Genomic DNA, 21,485 nt, shown 5'->3' on the forward strand with positions numbered 1-21,485 from the left:
AGTTTCTTTCGCTGGTCTTTACTTGCCCCTTAAATTTAAGCAAAAAAAATAAGACCTCCCATAGGAGGCCTTATCCAAAGTAATGCAGCACATTTGCTAATGCATCTTTTTTGAAGATGGGTTTGCCGTACTCCTCTAAACGGTGAATCGTAATTGGAGAACTTTGCAAGTATTCGGTGAATATACTGATATTGTCTTTAACGTCGCTTTCTGAATGAAGGAGTTCATCAAATCCTACATACAGATAGTATTTGTTTTCAAAGTGGTAAAGCGCTGATTCAATCGGCACGTACATTAAGCGGCGGGCCAATGGCAGCAATTCGTCCACTTCAGAGAAGACAAATGTGTATTCGAGTTTTTTCAAATCCGGTTCATCGAAGATTGGTTCAAATTCATCGAATTCGGATGCAGCTGCATCATCGCCGCCGAACATTTTGCGGCGTTCTTCTATATCATCAGGCAAATCAATTTTTTGCCCATCTTTAGTAAGTTGAGCTCGGGTAACCGTTACTTCAAGCCCTTTATCCATTGCCTGGACTTGAATCCACAGCGGCCCTTCCATAACGAAATCAGCTTCTTCGTTCACTTCGTCCATCATTTCCCAGAACAATTCTTCGCTTTTGTCTCTGTTAAACCAAATTTCGTCACGGCTAAAGCCACGTTCTTCAACATCAAGATAGGAAATGTAAAATTTCACTGTGTTATCATTGATTCGTTCGATCTCCATTTTACACCTCTCCTTTCGAAATGGACTAAGAGGATCGTCCTTCTATACCGTGCTGTGGTACTGCCTTAATTATATCCTGTTTTATAAAGGAAGAGAAAGTATATGCCTAAGGCTGCCTAAGCTTCAAGTAACTAAGAGTTTAATGGATTGTACAGATAAATGCAACTAATTAAAATAAAAGAAAAACTGTCCGGGATCCATTATGAATTGTCATAAAGACCGGACAGCTTAAAACCTTTTTAGTTCACCATACGCTGAGCCTCTAGCAATTGGTAAGCTCTGACTTTACGAGGCAGGAAGCGACGAATTTCATCTTCGTTGTAGCCAACCTGCAAGCGTTTTTCGTCCATAATAATCGGACGGCGTAGCAAACCTGGGTATTCCTGAATTAATTCATATAGACGTTGTAGAGGCAAGCTTTCTACATCAACATTTAATTTTTGGAAAATTTTCGAACGGGTTGAAATGATTTCATCCGTCCCGTCTTCAGTCATACGTAGAATTTCTTTTATTTCACTGATCGTTAAAGGCTCAGAGAAAATATTGCGTTCTGTATATGGAATTTCATGTTCTTCCAACCATGCTTTCGCTTTTCGGCAAGATGTGCAGCTTGGAGAAGTAAATAATGTAACCATCATAATGGAGCACTTCCTTTCGGATTCAAGTTAGTTCAGGAATTATTAAATTAGAATCACTATAATGTAGAAGCTTTACATTCATTATACAACAATCGCTATCTATTGAATATAGATATTGATAATATTTATTTAAAAAACTGATTGGATGTCACATAATTGCTACATAATTCTAAATTCCTTCATTTATTTATATTATTTATTTTACCCTTGTATAAAGACTTTAAACCCTCATTAATAAAATTTTTATTCTCAATTACGCATTCTGTTTGAAAATCACATACCCTTCTTTATATAGTACGATTGAGAATAGAAATAGTTGCAAAAAAAATAAACCCAATCCAATGATTGGGCTATTCTCTGCTTATCAAGGGGTGTAATCCACTCCTTTGGAATAGGTGTTCCCCGCATTCCATAACAAAAATTCCTGGATTCCATTCTCATTTAAAGCTTTTATTTGAGCTTCCACTTCTGCTTTTCCGTACCTTTTATAATTGCCGGCGCCTAAATAAGAAGCTGTAAAGTCCTGAAGCCAGGGCCGTGACACCGGTGGGTTTTTCAATGCCGCCAACTTTTTATTTTCAACTTTGGCGTATTCGGCCACTAATTTATATGGTTCCAAATCGGGTTTGGCAATGCCAAAATAAGAGGTCCAATGGCTGGGGTAAATCATGGAAGAAATGACATCCACATTTTCCGAGATTTTGGAGAAGTTCTGCCCAATGCCCGGCGCCTCCGGTAGTGTAGCTGAATAGCCGAAAATATCAACGGAAACTTCGACCCCGTAAGGCTCCAATTGCTCTCTGGCATATGCGACAAAGTCCGTTACTGCTTCCACTCGCCGCTGAACCGGATCAAGATCCGACTCGGCGTATTCTCCCATGGAATATTGCAGTGTATCCGCCCTGTGTTCAAATCCTTCCGGGAAACGGACATAGTCGAACTGAACTTCTTTAAACCCTAATTTAGCAGCTTCAATGGCGATTTGAACGTTGTAATCCCAAACCTCTTTCAAGAAAGGATTAACAAAAGATTCGCCCCTCCCGTTTTTCCATACGGTATTGCCATCGACAAAAGACCATTCGGGCCGTTCATTAGCCAGGACGGAGTCTTTAAAAACGACTACCCTGGCAATGGGATAAATCTTCTTTTCTTCAAGCCGCTCCAAGACTGCACGCGGTTCTTTTATGTAAGGTTCACCAATTTCAAGCGATGCGAGAGGTGTGCCTTCTTTCGGCTCATATGTTAAATGGCCAAAATCTTCTTTAATGTCTATCACCATCGCATTTAAATCTGTCGTATCCACCAATTCAACAAGCTGATCGAACCGAGCGCCGCCAGCAGAGTGGGCAGTGACAAAAATGCCTCTTACGGCATCCGGGTAATCAAAAGCTAAGCCGGAATCAAATGCAAATAATTTAGAAGAAGCCAGTACTTCCGGGTTAATCGTTGCAGCATGGTATGTACGTGTTGCAAAATCCGGCGGCTGAGACTCATCTTCGGCGGCTGAAGCTGGCGTAGCCAGCAAGGTTCCAAGCAGCAATGAACTAATTGCTATCGATAACTTTTTCTTCATTCAATCATGCCTCCTCTGTCAGTATCTGTAATTATTTTAACATTCTTCTGAATATTTTATATAGCAAAGCAAGAAGCTCTCCGACATTTTTTTCAATGTTTCCAGAATGTAAATACATAAAAAACGGATGCCGCATTGGCATCCGTTTTTCCATTTATCTTATCTTACAGCACTGGCAGCTTTTAAAGATTCAAATTCCTTCTCAGAACATTGAACAAAATGGCCAGGCGTGATTTCTCTCATTTGTACATTATCAGCTTCCGTGTAGTTGTGCGTAGCTGGATCGTATGATTTACGGACACGGTTGCGTTCGTAGTTCGGATCCGGCAGCGGAATCGCTGAAAGCAGCGATTGTGTGTATGGGTGCATCGGATTGTTGTATAAATCTTCAGCAGGAGCCAATTCCACAAGTTTACCGAAATACATAACGCCGATACGGTCGGAAATGTATTTTACCATCGACAAGTCATGGGCGATGAATAAATACGTTAGCCCTTTTTCTTCCTGCAGTTCTTTCAGCAAGTTGACAACCTGAGCTTGAATCGATACATCAAGTGCCGAGATCGGCTCATCGGCAATGATGAAATCCGGATCTACCGCAAGTGCACGGGCAATTCCTAAACGCTGGCGCTGTCCGCCTGAGAATTCGTGCGGATAGCGGTTTGCGTGCTCTTTGTTCAATCCAACCGTTTCAAGAAGGTCAAACACCATTTTCTTGCGGTCAGCAGCATTTTTAGCCAATCCATGGATATCAATGCCTTCTGCAATAATATCCATAACTTTCATACGCGGGTTTAATGAAGCGTATGGATCCTGGAAGATCATCTGCATTTTGCGGTTGAATTTTTTCAAGTCTTTTTTGGATTTTTTGCCGTGTACATTTTCGCCTTCAAAGAAAACATCCCCTGAAGTCGCATCATACAAGCGGATAATCGAGCGGCCGGTAGTGGATTTCCCACAGCCGGATTCGCCAACCAAGCCCAAAGTTTCGCCTCTGTAAATATCAAAACTGATATCATCGACAGCTTTCACTTCGTTCGCTTTGCCAACATTGAAATGCTGTTTTAGGTTTTTGATTTCCAATAATTTATCTGCCATTGTAAACCGCTCCTCCTTCATAATATCTGCTTCCTGGGAACTTCTTCATGCGTTCCACTACGGTTGCAGGAGGTTCAACTTGTGGTGCGTCGGGATGCAATAGCCACGTTGCCGCATAGTGAGTATCGCTTACTTTAAAGAATGGAGGGTTTTGCTCCATGTCGATTTGAAGTGCGTATTCACTGCGGAGTGCAAAGGCATCTCCTTTAGGCGGTGCCAACAAGTCCGGCGGTGTTCCGGGAATTGCGTAAAGTTTTGCATCTGAAGTATCCAAAGATGGCATTGAACTCAACAAGCCCCACGTATAAGGATGCTGCGGGTTGTAGAAAATTTCATCTACAGTTCCGATTTCGACAATTTTTCCGCCGTACATAACCGCTACACGGTCTGCAACATTCGCTACGACGCCAAGGTCATGCGTGATGAAGATAATCGATGTATCAATTTTCTTTTGCAGGTCTTTCATTAATTCCAGAATTTGCGCCTGGATGGTTACATCAAGTGCTGTAGTCGGCTCATCCGCAATCAAAATCTGTGGATTGCAGGCAAGCGAAATAGCGATAACGATACGTTGGCGCTGTCCACCGGAAAACTGGTGCGGATATTGTTTCATGCGCAATTCCGGTTTTGGCATCCCAACTAAGCGAAGCAAATCAATTGCTACTTTTTTCGCTTCCGCTTTGCTGATTTTTTGGTGCTTTAAAATCGGCTCCGTAATTTGGCGGCCAATTGGCATCGTCGGGTTTAACGAAGTCATCGGATCCTGGAAAATCATCGAAATGTCTTTTCCACGGATTTTTTGCATTTCTTTGTCGCTCAATTTGGTCAAATCACGTCCGCCAAAAAGAATCTCGCCATTTTTGAATTCAGCTGAATTCTCAGGAAGCAGGCGCATGATGGATTTTGTCGTAACGGACTTACCTGATCCCGACTCACCTACGATTGCCAGTGTTTCCCCTTTATATAAATCAAAGTTTACGCCTCGGATTGCTTTTACTTCCCCGCCAAAAGTGTTGAAGGAAAGTTCGAGGTCTTTTACTTGTAGAATCTTTTCCATTTGTAACTTTCCTCCTTAATCTTTCATCTTAGGATCAAGCGCATCACGAAGGCCATCACCGATCAAGTTAAAGCAAATCATGATTAAGCTGAGCAAAATCGCCGGGAATGCTAAAATGTGCGGCTGGTATTGAAGCAATTTGTATCCATCATTGATTAAAGTACCGAGCGATGCGTCCGGTGCCTGCAGCCCTAATCCGATAAAGCTCAAGAACGCTTCGAAGAAAATAGCGCTTGGAATTGTAAACATCGTGTTGATGATGATAATACCTAGAACGTTTGGCATCAAGTGTTTCCAGATAATGCGCGAGTCGCTGGCGCCTAAGGTTCTGGCAGCCAAGACGAACTCCTGGTTTTTATATTTAAGAACTTGTCCACGGACTACCCGCGACATTCCGGTCCAGCCGGTGATGGTCAGAGCGATGATAATGGCAATAATCCCTGGATCCATGATCAAGATAAACAAAATTACAACGACCAGGTTCGGAATACCTGTCAAAATTTCAACGATACGCTGCATTAAGTCATCTACGCGTCCACCGAAATATCCGGAAATCCCGCCGTAAATAACGCCGATCAACATATCAATCGCTGCCGCTACAAATGCAATGAACAGAGAAACTTGTGTCCCTACCCAAAGGCGGGAGAACATATCTCGTCCAAGACCGTCTGTACCGAACCAATAGTTGACTTCTACCTTTTTCATTTCATATAGATTAACTTCTTTGCCGCCTAAAGTTCCTACTCCGTCAAAAATTCCTAATTTCTCAAGGCCGGGAATTTTCGGTGGCAAGTTGGCATGCGTTATCGTTTGAGCATTCGGTTCGTATGGGCTGATCATCGGCCCTACGAATGACATGATAACAATTAGAAGAAACAGAATTAAACTGGCAATGGCACCTTTATTTTTCTTCAGGCGATGCCATGCATCTTGCCAAAAGCTGACACTCGGTTTTGAGATGCGCTCGGCTTGTTTGGTATCTACCGTAATTCGTTCAAACGAACCTTTCGGTAATTTTTCTAGATTTTGTGTCATGAGCTTTTACCTCCTGAAAGACGGATCCGAGGATCAATGATGCCATAAAGAATATCTACAATCAAAATAACGACAATTAAGAATACAGAGAAGAAAATCGTTGTGCCCATGATAATGGAGAAATCATTTACCATAATGGATTTAACGAACTGTTCTCCAATTCCTGGAATCGCAAAAATTTGTTCTACTACTAGTGAACCAGTCAGGATACCAACAGTCATTGGCCCTAAAACTGTAATTAATGGAATTAATGCATTGCGGAATGCGTGTTTGAAAGCGATTTCAGAACCACTGGCCCCTTTAGCTTTCGCCAACGTAATATAGTCTGAACCCAATACCTCGATCATTTCGGTACGGATAAAGCGTGCTGCAGTTGCAAGCGGGAACATCGCCAGTGCAATGGATGGCAGGACACTGGACATAAATCCGTCTTTCCATAAAGCGACTGGGAACCATTCCAATTTTAAACCGAAGAAATATTGCAGCATAGATGCAAAGACAAAAGACGGAATCGATATTCCGATGATCGCAATCAATGTACTGCTGTAATCCACCCAAGTATTTTGCCGCAATGCAGCAATCATACCAAGCAAAATCCCGATGATTGTACCAAGGACCATTCCTTGGAATCCGATTTGTGCGGAAGGACCCATTCGGCTCAAAATTAAATCTGTTACAGGAGCACCTTTAAACTGGTTAATGGAAATACCCAAATCTCCTTGTGCTAAGTTGAACATGTAATTAAAATACTGAACCGGTAAAGGATCATTTAAACCGTAAGCTTCTTCAACCACTGCTCTTTGTTCTGGAGATAATTTACCTGCGGAAGCAATAGGGGAACCCGGTAAAATTTTCATTAGGAAAAATGTAAATGTGGCAATTAAAGCTAATGTGAGTATCATGTAGATTAAACGTTTGCCGATGTATCGTGCCATGTTGCACCTCCATAAAAATTGTTCTCTATGTGACAAGACTTGTTTTTACATGTAAATAAAAGGCTTGTTTTATTCGAAAGTTAGCAGAAAATGGTCAATTTTCCGTGAATTCTCTTACATTAGAAAAGAGAGTATATCGTCCGTAAACAAGCAGCGATATACTCTCTTACTATTTGTTTTTCACAGTGGCCAATTTACAGAATTATTCTTTTCCAGAAATGTAAGCCCATTTGTAACTGAAGTCTCCACCGAATGGGTGAACAACAATATCATGAACATACGGTTTTTGAAGTGACATGATTCCGCGCTGATAAATACCAGCAATTGCTGCATCGTCTTCGATCAAGATTTTTTCAGCTTTTGCCATTGCTTCCCAACGAGCTGGAATATCTTGAGCCAATTCGCCTTTAGCTTGTTCGATCAATTTGTCGAATTCAGGGTTAGAGTAACCCATTTTGTTCTGTGCAGAACCTGTTACGAACAAATCTAGGAAAGTCATAGGATCCTGATAGTCAGGGCCCCAACCAGAGTTTTGGATATCGTAATCTTGTTTTTCGTCAAGTTCAAGACGTACTGCGAATGGAACTGCTTTCAGGTTGATAGTCAACCCTTCAAGGTTTCCTTCTAGTTGAGATTTCATGTACTCGTCCATTTTCTTGGCAAGTTCAGAATCTCCACCTAGCATTTCAAGAGTTACTTCTGTTACTCCTAGCTCTTTCAAGCCAGTTTCCCAAAGCTTTTTAGCTTCTTCAGCATTAAATTCGTTCATTTTTCCGTTTACTTCACGGAAATCTTTTTTGCTTTCATCAAATGTGAATTCAGTTGGTACTAAGAAATCAGCTGGAAGTGATCCGTTTGCCAATACTACGTCAACTAAATCTTGTTTGTTGTAAGCCATAGAGATTGCTTTACGGATGTTTACGTTAGCAAGTGGTGTTTCTTTTCCATTGCGTTCTTGGTTGAATTTCAAGTAGAACACAGTCGGTTCTAATTCTCTTACTACTTCTGGATCGTCAGCGTATTGCATTGCGTACTCACCAGATAGACCAGCACGGTCTTTTTCGCCTGAAGTATAAAGGTTAACCCCTGTACCAGACTCTTTAACAACGTCTACGTTGATTTTATCAAGTTTTACAGTTTCAGCATCCCAGTACTCAGGATTTTTTTCCATTGTCCAAGTCAGGCCAGTGCCATCCCAGTTTGTCAATGTGAATGGTCCGTTGTAAAGAAGGTTTTCTGAGTTAGAAGCATAAGCATCGCCCTTTTCAGTAACGAAAGCTTCTTTCTGCGGCAAGAATGTACCAAATGCCATCAATGACATGAAGTAAGGAACTGGACGCTCAAGTGTTACCACTAGAGTTTTTTCGTCTTTAGCTTCTACGCCAAGCTCAGCTTTGTCCATTTTGCCTTCTGAAATAGCTGCAGCGTTTTTAATTGTTCCAGCCATCATGTAAGGACCGTAAGGTGATCCAGTAGCCGGGTCAACTGCGCGCTGCCAAGAGAATACGAAATCTTGTGCAGTTACAGGTGAACCATCTGACCATTTAGCATCACGCAATTTAAAAGTGTAAGTTAAACCGTCTTCGCTGATTTCTGGTTCTCCTTCAGCAACTGCAGGTTCTGCAACGTTTTCCTGGTTCAAGCGGTACAAACCTTCGTTAACGTTGTTCATAATGTTGAATGCTACAGCGTCTTCAGCAAGAGCTGAATCCATTGTTGGTATTTCTGCACTTTCCATCAAGTTCAATTCTTGGACTGAGTCCATTTCTCCTGATGCACTTTCTTTCTCTTTGTCGCCTTCTGAATCTGATGGTTCAGTTGAAGTATCTTCCCCGCCGCCACATGCTGCTAGGAAGGCACTAAGAACTAAAACCAGGCTTAGTAGCCAAAATACCTTGCTGTTTCTCACTTACGTGACCCCCTTAAATTTTCTGAAAAATTGGTACACTGTTTATTATACATAATCTTTTTTGCTTGTACAGCACTTTTTTTTGACTAGTTACAACTTTATAACAATGGCATGTCAAAATTATTACACAAAAGAGCATGAATATTGGGTTTATGAGGAATTTTTAACAAAAAGAGTTTTAATATTTTTTGATTTTATTTATATTTTCTTCTACAATAGATGAGAATTGGGGTGCAAAAAAATGAAAAAATCCTTTATTGGAATAATCATTGTACAAGTTTTAATACTTTTGACTATGGTGTTCAGGAGCGAACCATTCTCTCTTTTATCCTATATCAATAATTCTTTTGTCTACGGAGGTACTGTATTATTTATCGGATTATGGGTTTTTGTAATCAGAACTGGAATTTTCGACATCTTTACCATGAGCATGCGAAAAGTCTATAAAGGCAAATCCACATTGGAAGATGACGAAATGCGTGCTCCTTCTGAAATAATGGCCGTATCAAGCGCTCCATTATTGATCATCGGCAGCTTTACGCTGGCAGCAATGATAATTTCACTCATTATTTATCAGTTGTAAGCTTGCTAATAAAAACTTCTTTGTATTATAATAAACCAATATATAATGAGCGATGAAAAAGAAGAGTAAATGCTGTTCCTTCTATAGAGAGTCTGTGGCTGGTGGAAACAGATGAAGTGCAGCATTGAATGGGCTTTTGAGCTGAACCGGTGAAGTAACAGTAGCCGGTTTCGTGTTCTTCACGTTATGAAGAAGAGTGGCCGGTGACGGCAACTAGGGTGGTACCGCGGAAAGACACATCATTCGTCCCTTTTTTGGGGATGTGTGATGTGTTTTTTTATATTGAGGAGGAATTTGGATGAAAAAAATCTTTTCAGGCGTCCAGCCTACCGGTACCGTTACACTCGGAAACTATATCGGCGCATTCAAGCAATTCACCGATCTGCAGGATGAGTATGATTGCATTTTTTGCATCGTGGACCAGCATGCCATCACAATGCCGCAGGACCGGCTGGAATTAAGAAAAAATATTAAAGCATTGGCTGCACTGTATTTGGCAGTCGGCATCGATCCGGAAAAAGTCACGCTCTTTATCCAATCGGAAGTGCCGGCGCACGCCCAGGCGGGATGGATGATGCAATGCATTTCAACCATTGGTGAACTGGAACGCATGACGCAGTATAAAGACAAGTCCGCGAAGAGCTCCTCTGTCTCTTCAGGGCTGTTGACGTATCCGCCATTGATGGCAGCAGACATCTTGCTCTATCAAACCGATGTCGTGCCAGTGGGTGATGACCAGAAGCAGCATATTGAACTGACGCGCGATTTGGCAGAGCGGTTCAATAAACGCTACAATGAAGTATTGAAGATTCCGGAAATCCGGGTTCCTAAAAATGGTGCCCGCATTATGTCGCTCCAGGATCCGACCAAAAAAATGAGTAAATCGGATACAAACAAAAAAGCAATTGTTACATTGCTCGATGACTTGAAAACCATCGAGAAAAAAATAAAAAGTGCTGTCACCGATTCAGAAGGCATTGTGAAGTATGACCCGGAAAACAAACCCGGCATTTCAAACTTGCTGACGATTGAAGCGGCATTAACCAACGAAAGCATCGAATCTCTCGTTTCGAAATATGAAGGGGCCGGCTACGGCGATTTTAAAGCTTCTGTCGCCAAAGCGGTTACTGACCACCTTGCTCCAATCCAAGAGCGCTACAAGGAATTGCTGAATTCCGAAGAGCTCGACCGGATTCTGGATGAAGGCGCTGAGAAAGCCAATTTCTTGGCTAATAAAACCTTAAAGAAAATGGAAAATGCGATGGGCTTGGGCCGGAAACGCAAATAACAAAAAAGGCTGCCGTTATGGCAGCCTTTTTTGTCTTTTTAAATTTACTGTTTTCCTGAAATGTATGCCCATTTATAGCCGAAATCCCCGCCGAATGGATGAACGACTATGTCGTTGACATATGGTTTTTGCAGCGCCATTGCTCCCCGCTGATAAATCGGTGCAATTGCCGCGTCCTCTTCAATCAAAATGCGTTCAGCCTGTGCCATGGCATCCCAGCGTGCCGGAATGTCGAGTGCCAGATCTCCTTTGGCTGATTCCACCAGTGCATCGAATTCAGGATTTGTGTAGCCCATTTTGTTTTGAGGAGATCCGGTTACAAACAAATCGATGAATGTCATCGGATCCTGATAATCCGGGCCCCAACCCGAATTCTGGATTTCATAGTCCTGAGCTTCATCCAGTTCCAGCCGGACATTAAATGGAACTGTCTTAATGGATACAGTTAGCCCTTCAAGATTTCCTTCCAGCTGGGCTTTCAAGTATTCGTTCATCTTCTTTGCAGTTTCCGTATCATCACCCAGATATTCAATTGTGACTTCCGTCAATCCTTCTTCTTCCATCCCTTGTGCCCATAATTCTTTTGCTTCTTCTGCATTGTATTCATTAATGTCGCCGTTGACGTCCCGGAAGTCTTCCTGGTTTTCATTAAATGTAAATTCAGCGGGCACCAAGTAGTTTGCTGGCAAAGAGCCGTTTGCCAACACGACATCCACCAAATCTTGTTTGTTGAAAGCCAAAGAGATTGCTCTCCGAATATTTTCATTAGCTAATACAGTAGGCTGGCCGTTCCGTTCCTGATTAAACTTCATATAAAAGATACTTGGTTCAAGCTCTCTTATCACTTCCGGGTCATCCGCGTACTGCATCGCAAATTCACCAGATAATCCAGTACGATCTTTTTCTCCTGAATTGTAAAGGTTCAGCCCTGTTCCGGGATCTTTTACAACATCGACATTGATCGTTTGAAGCTTAACGGTTTCTGCATCCCAATATTCAGGATTCTTCTCCATCGACCAAGTAAGCCCCGTACCGTCCCAGTTTGTCAGCATAAACGGCCCATTAAACAGCAGGTTATCTGAATTAGAAGCATATGCCCCTCCTTTTTCCGTAACAAAAGCTTCTTTTTGCGGCAGGAAAGTCCCGAAAGACATCAACGAAAGGAAGTAAGGGACCGGCCGTTCCAGCGTTACCACCAATGTTTTGTCGTCCGTTGCCTCAATGCCAAGTTCCGCTTTATCCATCTTGCCTTCTGAAATTGCGGCTGCATTTTTAATGGTTCCGGCCATCATATAAGGCCCATACGGAGAACCCGTAGCTGGATCCACTGCCCGCTGCCAAGAAAATACGAAGTCCTGTGCGGTGACGGGTGTGCCGTCCGACCAGTTGGCTTCACGGAGTTTGAATGTATAGGTCAACCCATCTTCGCTGACTTCCGGTTCTCCTTCTGCCATAGCCGGTTCTGCTATGTTTTCCTGATTCAGACGATACAATCCTTCGTTGACGTTATTTAGAATATTAAAAGCCACTGTGTCTTCAGCCAAGGCAGAATCCATCGTTGGAATTTCAGCACTTTCCATCAAATTCAGCACCTGTTCAGAATCCAACTCTCCTGAGGCACCACCTTCATTTCCTCCTTCCGAATTTTCCGGAGCCGGGGCATCACTATTGCCGCTGCATGCTGCGAGAAAGAAACCTAATCCCAATACCAAACAGAGAAACCAGTACATCTTCTTTCGATTCACTTAGCTCTCCTCCTTAATTTCCCGAAAAGTCTGTTAAGTAGATTATACAACTTATAATTTTAGTGTATAGTATTTATTTGATATTTTTTATTGATAAGAACTAAAAATTATTATATATAATAGAAGAAAATCAAAAATATTTATTTTTCAAATCAAAAAGGGCTACTATAAAAGCAGCCCTTCTGGTTTAACGCAATGACTTTGGATTTAAAGCATCTTTTAAGCCTTCACCAATAAAGTTGATTGAAAGGATTGTCAGTGTGATGACTAAAGCCGGCGGCATCCAGATCCACGGCTTGCCTTGCAAAACATCCGGCTCATTGGCAGAAGACAGCATATTGCCCCAGCTTGGCGTCGTTTGTGGAACCCCAAAACCTAGGTAGCTCAATGCCGATTCCACAACAATCATGCTGGCAAAGATTAAAGTTCCCTGGACAATAATCGTCGACATCACATTCGGCAACAAGTGTTTACGGATTACTTTCCACGGCGAACAGCCAATCGACAAGGCCGCAAGAATGTATTCATTCTCTTTTTCTGCTAAGACTTTACTGCGCACCAGCCGCGCCACACCGCCCCAGCTGAGTACCCCAATCACCATGATCAGCACCCAAAGGCCATCTACAATCCCATAAAGAACGGTATTTAAAACAATAACAAACACCAGGAACGGGAAGTTCAATACGAAATCAGTAAAGCGCATCAAAATGCTGTCCACTGCTCCGCCAAAAAATCCTGCGATGGATCCGACTACCGTTCCGAGAGTAATAACCATCAATGTTGCACTAAAACCTACTAATAAGGAAACCCGACCGCCGTAAAACAAACGGGTTAGTACATCTCTTCCGCTTTTGTCCGTTCCCAGAATGTGTTCGCCATTTGGCTGGATATTCATGGAACCGATATTCACTTTTGTAATATCCGGATTTGGTGACAGGTAAGGCGCCAGAAACGGTGCCAATAAGGAGATGACGGTTACGATTATAATGAAAATGGTGCTTGCCATTGCCAATTTATTGCGCAGGAACTTTTTCCGGGCAATCTGCCATGGAGATAAGCTTCTTTCCGGCTTCTTCTGCTGTGTAATAGTGGTTGATGATGCCATATTTGCTCCTCCTTAATCCAAACGGATTCGTGGATCCACGATTCCATAAAGTATGTCTGCTATTAAATTCCCTGCCAATGTTAAAAATGACAGGAGCATCGTTAATGCCATCAATATCGGATAATCCTTATTCGTTACCGAATCGAGGAACAATTGGCCGATTCCCGGATAGGTGAAAATGGTTTCTGTAATAATGGCCCCGCCGATCAATGCAGCAAAATCAAAGCCCAGGAACGTTACCAGCGGTATGATGGAATTCCGTAAAATGTGGACGTTGTAAATTTTCTTCATCGGCGTTCCTTTTGCACGGGCTGTCCGCACGAAATCTTTGCGCGAGTTTTCAATGATATCATTACGGAGAAACTGCGTATAAGAGGCCGTGCTCATTGCCCCGAGTACTATGGCCGGCAACAGGACATGGTGCAGACGGCTGAGCCAATATTCAAAAGTGCCGTCTTCAACCAAGATATCTACGGATCCCCCAAACGGGAACCAGTTTAAATGGAATGAGAAGAAGTAAATTGCAAATACAGCTGCTACAAATGAAGGAATTGCCAGCATGACATAATTGATGCCTGCGATGGCGTTATCACCGATGGTATACGGCTTCCGCCCGGAATACATTCCCATGATAAATGCCAGGATATACGTGATCAATAGCGCCATTACACCAAGAAAGAGGGTATTTGGAATTTTTTCCATGATGACATCGGCAACTGGCACTTTAAAACGCGTCGATTTGCCGAAGTCCCCTTGCACAAAATCCGTAACCCAATTAAAATACTGCACTGGCAACGGATCGTTATAGCCCAGTTTTTCTCTCATCTCTGCAATGTACTGAGGATTCGTATTAAGCGGATCGATTTCACCGCTCAATGAATCGCCTGGCATCAGCTTGGCAAGGGAAAAAACGACAATTGAAATAAGGATGAGCATAGGAATCATTCCAAGCAACCTTCTAAATGTGTATTTCAGCATATATACTCTCCTTGTCCGTGTTAGTCTTAGTTGCGCTCTCCCGCACGGTAAGAGCTGCTTGCCTTCAAGCATTCCTTACCGTGCATAAGAGCATCCATATAATTATTCAACGATGGGCTTTTTTCAGCCCATCGTTGAATGTTCATCCATGCCTGTTATTCTGTTACAAACCATTCAGCAGGACTGTTTTGGCCAGAAACATCAAACTTCGCGCCGCCAACACGCTGGTTTAAAGCTCGGATTTCTTCAAGTTCTGCAATGTAAAGCATTGGAACTTCTTCGTTTACAATCTTTTGCCATTCGATATACAAATCCGTACGTTTTTGCTGGTCCGTACCGACAATATCAATGTTCAAAGCGTCATCAAGCAATTTGTCCGCTTTTGGATTGTTGTAACGAGGGTAGTTCCACAATTGATTTGCTTTCCAAAGGCCTGATGGATCCGGATCTGATCCAGTTCCCCATCCTCCAAAGAATGTTTCAATAGCAGGATCGTCTTTTTCGATCATTTCGTAATACAGGTTAACTTCGACCATTTCCAATTCTGATTTAATGCCGACTTCTTCCCAGTATTGCGTGATCGCTTGTGCGCGTGACTCGAATGTCGGGTTTCCTGTTGCATAGTGGGAGAATTTCACAACAAACTCGTCGCCGTTCGGATCTTCACGGAAGCCGTCGCCGTTTGTATCTTTATATCCGGCAGCATCAAGCATTTCTTTTGATTTTTCCGGATCGTATTCATACGTGTTCAATTCGCTGTCGTCTGCAGCGTTCCAGTGAGCAGTCGGAACCGGTTTGTTTGCAACTTTCGCGTAGCCGAAGAAGAATGCGTCTACCCATTCCTGGCGGTTGATGGCGTACATCATCGCTTGGCGAAGTTCTTTGCTCTGGTATTTTGGTAGTTCTTCAGTGATGGTCTGTTTTTCATTGTCGAACTTGCCAAGCTTGAATCCTACATAGTAGTAAGATAGCCCAGGGTACGTAACGATATTTACATTTTCCAAAGGCTCTACTTCAGGCCCTGAAACCGGCTGAAGGCTGATCATATCCACATCGCCGTTTTGCAAAGCGCCAACTACTGAAGAGTTGTCGATTACACGGACAACGATTTTATCCAAGTTCACATCGCCATTCCAGTATTCGTCGAAACGTGACATTTCAACCGATTCACCAGGAACGATTTTATCCACTTTGAATGGCCCGATGCCGATTGGCGTCGTGCGTACCCATTCAGATGCCGACATTTCAGCAACCGGTACGTCTCCAAGAACGGATTCTGGAAGCGGGTAAGACCAAAGGTTTGTTAAGTTGTTAACTCGCGGCTGGTCAAAAGTGATGTTGATTTCGTAGTCGTTCACGACTTCAACCCCAGAAATTGTGTCAGCTTCTCCTTTGCGGAAAGCTTCTGCGCCTTCAATTGTCTGGACGTTTGTATAGCGCGGGCCGTCATAGTCAGGGCTCGCGATTGTTTCAAAAGCGAATAACCAGTCATTGACTGTCAGTTCTTCGCCGTTATGCCATTTCACGCCTTCTTTAAACTTGAAGTTGAAGACTTTATTGTCTTCTGTTGTCCAAGAAGCTACGTTTGGTTCCGGTTCTAATTTTTCATTATAAGTGATCAATGACTCATCAAATAGGTCGATAATTTCAGCATCTGTAGCAATACCATAAAATGCTGGGTTAAATAACCCTTCAGGTGGAGCATCAATTCCGTAAACCATCGTACCGCCTTTTTGCGGTTCGCCTTCTGCTGCTGAATCTTTGCTGTCGTCTTTGGATGCATTATCTTTTGACGAGCTGCCTTCATCTCCTCCACAAGCTGCTAAAAAGGCAGCTAGGGCAAGAATCAATGCAAATAGCCAGAATAACTTCCTGTTCTTCATTCATTTTCCCCCTAAATGTTTTTTGATTTAATACAGCAAACACGCAACGTGATGGCCCGGCCGCACTTCTTTTAATGGCGGCTTCTCTTTCGAGCAGATGTCCATTGCCATCGGGCAGCGCGTATGGAACGGGCACCCGGATGGCGGATTTTGCGGGCTTGGTACATCGCCCTGCAGCACAATCCGTTCTTTCTTAATCGCCGTATTCGGTTCCGGGATTGCAGAAATCAAAGCCTGTGTGTAGGGATGCAGCGGTTCTCTGTATAAATCTCTATTTGAAGCAAGCTCGACGAGATTGCCCAAATACATGACTCCGATTCGATCGCTCATATGCTTTACTACGCTCAAGTCATGCGCAATGAACAAATAAGTTAAATCGAATTCTTTCTGCAGATCTTTCAGCAGATTTAGTACTTGTGACTGGACCGAAACATCCAATGCCGAAACCGGCTCATCGGCCACAATCAATTTTGGGTTCAGCGCAAGTGCCCGGGCAATTCCGATGCGCTGGCGCTGGCCTCCTGAGAACTCATGGGCGTATTTATAATAGGCCTCCTCGGGAAGTCCAACGCGAGTCAATAAAGACTTGATCTCTTGTTCCAATTCTTGTTTATTGCGCTTCTCGTAATTGAGAATCGGCTCGGCAATTATATCTCCAACCATTTGCATCGGATTCAATGATGCATAAGGGTCTTGGAAAACCATTTGAAAATCGCGTCGTGCTTTTTGGAGTTTGGATCCCGACACTTTGGTGATATCTTTTCCTTCGAAAAGGATTTTGCCGCCGGTAGGCTTTAACAGCCGCAGTATGGTTCGGCCAGTCGTCGATTTTCCGCAGCCGGATTCCCCGACAAGGCCGAGCGTCTCTCCTCGTCGGATGGTGAACGAAACATCATCCACCGCTTTTACATTGCCGACCACTCGCTTAAAAAAACCGCCGGTCACAGGATAATAAGTTTTAAGATTCTGCACATCCAGCAGTACTTCCCTGCTTTCCAAGCTATCAATTCTTTCTTGTATGAAGTCTCGTGTTGTCATAAAACTGTAGCCCCTTCATTTTGTGGTTTATTTCCTTCCGGCCAGCTTTCTTCATAAAGAAGGCACGCAGTTTCATGGTCTCGTGCCACTGCCCCGAGCTGAGGCGTAACAGTCAAACATTCCGGCATCGCTTTCGGACAACGGTTCGCAAAACGGCAGCCCACTTGAGGCATATTTATAATAGAAGGAACCAACCCGTCAATCGTCGCCAATTTTTCTACATCTTCATCCATTTTCGGAATCGCTTTCATCAATAAATCTGTATAAGGATGCTTCGGATGGTTGAACAGTTCGTCTACAGACGCCCGTTCTGCAATTTTCCCTGCATACATGACAATGACTTCGTCACAGATTTCTGCTACCACTCCAAGATCGTGTGTAATGAGAATAATGGACATGTCATTGGTTTCCTGGATGCCTTTCAGCAATTCCAGAATCTGCGCCTGCACCGTTACATCGAGTGCAGTCGTCGGTTCATCGGCAATCAATAGTTTGGGCTGGCAGGCAATCGCCATCGCAATCATAACGCGCTGCCTCATGCCACCTGACAATTGGTGGGGGTATTCGTTCACGATTTTATCAGCGCGGGGGATTCCGACACTTTTAAGCAGTGAAACCGATCGGAGGCGTGCTTCTTTTTTCGTGATATTTTCGTGGTTCAATATAACTTCTTCGATTTGGTACCCTATCGTAAATACGGGATTGAGCGAAGTCATCGGCTCCTGAAAAATCATCGATATATCTTTTCCGCGGAGTTTATTCATTTTCTTATCCGACAGCTTGGATATATTTTCTCCCTCGAATTCAATTTCACCACCGCGGATCTTGCCGATGCCCGGCGGCAGCAACTGCATGATCGACAGCGACATTACGCTTTTTCCACAGCCTGATTCTCCTACAATCCCGACAATTTTCTTGCGATTTACATCAAACGAAACGCCTTCTACAGCGTTGTAAAATTCTCCGTCAATCTTGAAGCCGGTTTGAAGATTTTTTACTTGAAGAAGGGGTGCCGTCTTATCGGATGAGTATTTAACTGTCATGTCAACACCTCAAAATTCTTTTTTTTCTGTTAATTTGGATTGATTAAAGTTTATTACAAAAACATTACATAATCAATGGCTTTTTCAAAATTTTAGTAATCATTAAACTATTGCAAAAACTTAAACAAGGCCAAAATCCTTACACACCAAGGTTTCAAAAGTAATGTATTTAACTTTATTTTTTTGGATATATTTCCTTAAACGTAAAAAAACCGCCAGGCTTTAGCAGCCTGGCGGTTAACTTCAAATACTATTCTTCAAATTTCTTTAAGACGATTGAGGCGTTGTGGCCGCCAAATCCTAATGAGTTGCTCATCGCATAAGTGAAATCACCAAGCCGCGCTTCGTTTGGCACATAATCCAAATCACATTCTTCATCCGGTGTACCGTAGTTGATTGTCGGCGGCATGATGCCTTCTTTCAGCGACAATGCAGTGAAAATAGCTTCAACGCCGCCTGCAGCGCCAAGCAAATGGCCCGTCATTGATTTTGTTGAACTCATGCCCAATTTATAGGCATGTTCCCCAAATACAGTTTTGACTGCCATCGTTTCAAACAAATCGTTGTATGGTGTACTCGTTCCATGGGCATTGATGTAGCCAATCGACGTTTTTTCAACGCCGCCGTCTGCCAATGCTTGTTCCATCGCACGAGCCGCGCCTTCTCCTCCTGGAGCTGGAGCGGTGATATGATGGGCGTCGCCGGTAGAACCGTAGCCGACGATTTCCGCATAAATCTTGGCGCCGCGTGCTTTAGCATGTTCATACTCTTCCAGAATTACAATCCCAGCGCCTTCCCCAATGACAAATCCGTCACGGTTTTTGTCGAACGGACGAGAAGCTGTCGCTGCGTCAGGGTTCGTCGTCAACGCCGTATTTGCGGTGAAACCGGCAACAGACAAGCGTGTAATCGGAGCTTCTGCGCCACCGGAAATCATCACATCGGCATCGCCGCGCTGGATCACTTTAAAGGCGTCGCCTATTGAGTTCGTGCCCGAAGCACATGCAGTAACCGAACAGGAGTTGATGGCTTTGGCGCCAAAGTAAATGGAAACTTGGCCCGATGCCATGTCCGGAATGATCATTGGCACGAAGAACGGGCTTACTCGCCGCACGCCGCGATTATTCAATACTTCCAACTGGTTTTCGATTGTTTCCATTCCACCAATTCCTGATCCAATCCAAACGCCTGTGCGAAGAGCCGTTTTTTCATCCAGTTCAAGGTCGGCATCTTTCATCGCCATAATCGATGATGCCAATGCGTAATGCGTAAAGCGGTCCATTTTTCTGGCTTCTTTTTTCTCAATGTAATCTTCGATGGAGAAGTCTTTGATTTCGGCAGCCACTTTAGCCGGATACTGGTCCGCGTCCAATCTTGTCAGTGGACCAACTCCTGATACGCCATTTTTTACGGATTCCCAAGTTGTCTCTATGTTGTTTCCTAATGGAGTTACAGCACCGACTCCAGTGATTACTACTCGACGATTCGTCATTCTATCTTCTTCCTTTCGCTTGTCCAATTATTTGCCCCATCTCATTGCTATTGCGCCCCAAGTCAATCCGCCGCCAAAGCCGACCATCACGACGACATCGTCTTCTTTGATCCGTCCCTCTTCGACGTCTTCAACAAGTGAAATCGGAATAGAAGCTGCAGATGTATTGCCGTATTTATGGATCGTCTTCGACATTTTTTCAATCGGCAGGCCTAAACGTTCTCTTGACGCTTCCATAATCCGGATATTCGCTTGGTGCGGAATCAGGAAGTTTACATCTTCCTGGCTTAGCCCTGCTTTTTCAATGACATTTGCCGCAGATTCGCCCATTTGGCGAACAGCAAATTTAAACACTTCACGGCCATTCATCACCAAGTATTCATCCTGGTACAAATGTTTTCCGCCAGTGCCGTCCGCACCCAGCTCAAAGGAAAGGATTCCGCGCCCTTCCGATACTTTCCCGAGAACGGCAGCTCCTGCTCCGTCCCCGAAAAGCACAGCCGTGTTGCGGTCTTCCCAGTTGGTAATTTTAGATAATTTTTCTACTCCCACAACGAGAACATATTTATATACATCAGATTCAATAAATTGTTTTGCAGTTACGAGGCCATACATAAAGCCTGCACAAGCGGCCGAAAGATCCATTGCAGCAGCATTGACTGCACCAATTTCCTGTTGGATGGCACATGACATCGAAGGGAACGGCTGGTCCGGTGTTACAGTCGCAACCAGAATCAGGCCGATTTCTGCCGGGTCTATTCCAGCATCCGCAATGGCTTTCTTTGCTGCATCCAGCGCCATATGGGAGGTATCCTGATCATCTTTTGCAATCCGGCGCTCTTCAATCCCGGTCATCGTACGGATCCACTCATCTGAAGTATCCATGCGTTTTTCCAGATCGAAATTCGTTAACTTATCTTCAGGCAGGCATCTGCCTATGCCGATAATTCCTGCATTCATTATTGGTCCCTCTTTTCACTTAACATCAATTATTAGTACCTGGTAATAATAATACGCCCTTTCAATAATTTTTTCAACTTACTGACATACTTCCGACAAATTATTTTTTAAAATGATAAACTTTCTTTCTGTCAGAGAGGCTCTATGATATGATGATAGAAGATATTTCTATGTTGAGGTGAAACTGATGCAATATATTGGAACATTCTTCTGGTCATTTTTATTAATTTCTTTGTTGAACTACGTAGTAAGCGCAGTCCAAAACGTACCGTTTGATTTTATGCTGGGCGTTTATGTTTCTCTAGCGGTTTCTGTCCTGATCTTTGTAATTTCTGCAATTATCCCGGATGAGCCTGTAGCTGAAAAGCATTAATCATAAAAAGAAGCGTAATCCGGAA

The 21,485-nt window shown here is 43.3% G+C and carries 19 protein-coding genes and 1 other annotated feature; of the genes, 3 read left to right on the plus strand and 16 right to left on the minus strand.

What is annotated here, in order from left to right:
• Positions 1-70 precede the first annotated feature (70 nt).
• The 8 genes from mecA to BLQ32_RS10690 all read right to left on the minus strand — a co-directional run bounded on the left by mecA (position 71) and on the right by BLQ32_RS10690 (position 8,972).
• The gene (gene mecA / locus BLQ32_RS10655) at positions 71-727 is read right to left on the minus strand and encodes an adaptor protein MecA (RefSeq protein ID WP_053165614.1); all 657 of its coding nucleotides are present in this window, start codon (positions 725-727) and stop codon (positions 71-73) included.
• A 239-nt stretch (positions 728-966) separates the two neighbouring features.
• Complete coding sequence (spxA, locus tag BLQ32_RS10660; protein WP_175557103.1) at positions 967-1,362, minus strand: transcriptional regulator SpxA; 396 nt, start codon at positions 1,360-1,362, stop codon at positions 967-969.
• A 367-nt stretch (positions 1,363-1,729) separates the two neighbouring features.
• On the minus strand, positions 1,730-2,938 hold the full coding sequence (locus BLQ32_RS10665) for a putative glycoside hydrolase (RefSeq protein WP_074510296.1): 1,209 nt from the start codon (positions 2,936-2,938) through the stop codon (positions 1,730-1,732).
• A 159-nt stretch (positions 2,939-3,097) separates the two neighbouring features.
• The gene (locus tag BLQ32_RS10670) at positions 3,098-4,036 is read right to left on the minus strand and encodes an ABC transporter ATP-binding protein (RefSeq protein ID WP_036804279.1); all 939 of its coding nucleotides are present in this window, start codon (positions 4,034-4,036) and stop codon (positions 3,098-3,100) included.
• Positions 4,026-5,093: an ABC transporter ATP-binding protein gene (locus BLQ32_RS10675; RefSeq protein WP_074510297.1), complete on the minus strand. Its 1,068-nt coding sequence runs from the start codon at positions 5,091-5,093 to the stop codon at positions 4,026-4,028. Before BLQ32_RS10675 ends, BLQ32_RS10670 begins: the two co-directional genes overlap by 11 nt.
• A gap of 15 nt (positions 5,094-5,108) precedes the next feature.
• Positions 5,109-6,128 (minus strand): oligopeptide ABC transporter permease, encoded by a 1,020-nt coding sequence (gene opp3C, locus BLQ32_RS10680; RefSeq protein ID WP_036804289.1) that lies wholly within the window; start codon positions 6,126-6,128, stop codon positions 5,109-5,111.
• Positions 6,125-7,063, minus strand: a complete 939-nt coding sequence (opp3b, locus tag BLQ32_RS10685) for an oligopeptide ABC transporter permease (protein WP_036804290.1) — start codon at positions 7,061-7,063, stop codon at positions 6,125-6,127. The genes opp3C and opp3b overlap by 4 nt, the downstream gene beginning before the upstream one ends.
• Before the next feature lie 202 nt (positions 7,064-7,265).
• Positions 7,266-8,972 (minus strand): peptide ABC transporter substrate-binding protein, encoded by a 1,707-nt coding sequence (locus BLQ32_RS10690; protein WP_036804292.1) that lies wholly within the window; start codon positions 8,970-8,972, stop codon positions 7,266-7,268.
• A gap of 241 nt (positions 8,973-9,213) precedes the next feature.
• Between BLQ32_RS10690 and BLQ32_RS10695 the strand changes: the two genes are divergently transcribed.
• Positions 9,214-9,555 carry a DUF3899 domain-containing protein gene (locus tag BLQ32_RS10695; protein WP_036804294.1) on the plus strand — a complete coding sequence of 114 codons (342 nt, stop codon included), beginning with the start codon at positions 9,214-9,216 and terminating at the stop codon, positions 9,553-9,555.
• Positions 9,556-9,598: 43 nt separating this feature from the next.
• Positions 9,599-9,809, plus strand: a binding site (T-box leader).
• A gap of 44 nt (positions 9,810-9,853) precedes the next feature.
• The gene (trpS, locus tag BLQ32_RS10700) at positions 9,854-10,843 is read left to right on the plus strand and encodes a tryptophan--tRNA ligase (RefSeq protein WP_074510298.1); all 990 of its coding nucleotides are present in this window, start codon (positions 9,854-9,856) and stop codon (positions 10,841-10,843) included.
• Positions 10,844-10,887: 44 nt separating this feature from the next.
• Here the strand turns inward: trpS and BLQ32_RS10705 are convergent, their stop codons facing one another.
• From BLQ32_RS10705 to BLQ32_RS10740, 8 genes are all read right to left on the minus strand, one after another.
• Positions 10,888-12,588 carry a peptide ABC transporter substrate-binding protein gene (locus BLQ32_RS10705; protein ID WP_074510299.1) on the minus strand — a complete coding sequence of 567 codons (1,701 nt, stop codon included), beginning with the start codon at positions 12,586-12,588 and terminating at the stop codon, positions 10,888-10,890.
• Between the two features lie 187 nt (positions 12,589-12,775).
• Positions 12,776-13,693 (minus strand): oligopeptide ABC transporter permease, encoded by a 918-nt coding sequence (opp4C, locus tag BLQ32_RS10710; protein WP_036804299.1) that lies wholly within the window; start codon positions 13,691-13,693, stop codon positions 12,776-12,778.
• A 12-nt stretch (positions 13,694-13,705) separates the two neighbouring features.
• The gene (opp4B, locus tag BLQ32_RS10715) at positions 13,706-14,671 is read right to left on the minus strand and encodes an oligopeptide ABC transporter permease (RefSeq protein WP_053165617.1); all 966 of its coding nucleotides are present in this window, start codon (positions 14,669-14,671) and stop codon (positions 13,706-13,708) included.
• 155 nt (positions 14,672-14,826) lie between these two features.
• Positions 14,827-16,554, minus strand: coding sequence for an oligopeptide ABC transporter substrate-binding protein (gene opp4A / locus BLQ32_RS10720; RefSeq protein WP_074510300.1), 1,728 nt, complete (start codon positions 16,552-16,554; stop codon positions 14,827-14,829).
• Between the two features lie 27 nt (positions 16,555-16,581).
• On the minus strand, positions 16,582-17,592 hold the full coding sequence (locus tag BLQ32_RS10725; protein ID WP_074510301.1) for an ABC transporter ATP-binding protein: 1,011 nt from the start codon (positions 17,590-17,592) through the stop codon (positions 16,582-16,584).
• Entirely contained in the window at positions 17,589-18,635 is a 1,047-nt protein-coding gene (locus tag BLQ32_RS10730; RefSeq protein ID WP_074510302.1) for an ABC transporter ATP-binding protein, read from the minus strand. Before BLQ32_RS10730 ends, BLQ32_RS10725 begins: the two co-directional genes overlap by 4 nt.
• A 250-nt stretch (positions 18,636-18,885) precedes the next feature.
• Entirely contained in the window at positions 18,886-20,127 is a 1,242-nt protein-coding gene (fabF, locus tag BLQ32_RS10735) for a beta-ketoacyl-ACP synthase II (protein ID WP_036804309.1), read from the minus strand.
• 27 nt (positions 20,128-20,154) lie between these two features.
• A complete protein-coding gene (locus tag BLQ32_RS10740) occupies positions 20,155-21,087 on the minus strand; it encodes a beta-ketoacyl-ACP synthase III (protein ID WP_036804311.1) in 933 nt (310 codons plus the stop codon).
• Between the two features lie 187 nt (positions 21,088-21,274).
• Between BLQ32_RS10740 and BLQ32_RS10745 the strand changes: the two genes are divergently transcribed.
• Positions 21,275-21,460, plus strand: a complete 186-nt coding sequence (locus BLQ32_RS10745; protein WP_036804313.1) for a YjzD family protein — start codon at positions 21,275-21,277, stop codon at positions 21,458-21,460.
• Positions 21,461-21,485 lie beyond the last annotated feature (25 nt).

The organism is Planococcus glaciei (genome assembly GCF_900099655.1).
Classification (GTDB): Bacteria; Bacillota; Bacilli; order Bacillales_A; family Planococcaceae; genus Planococcus; species Planococcus glaciei.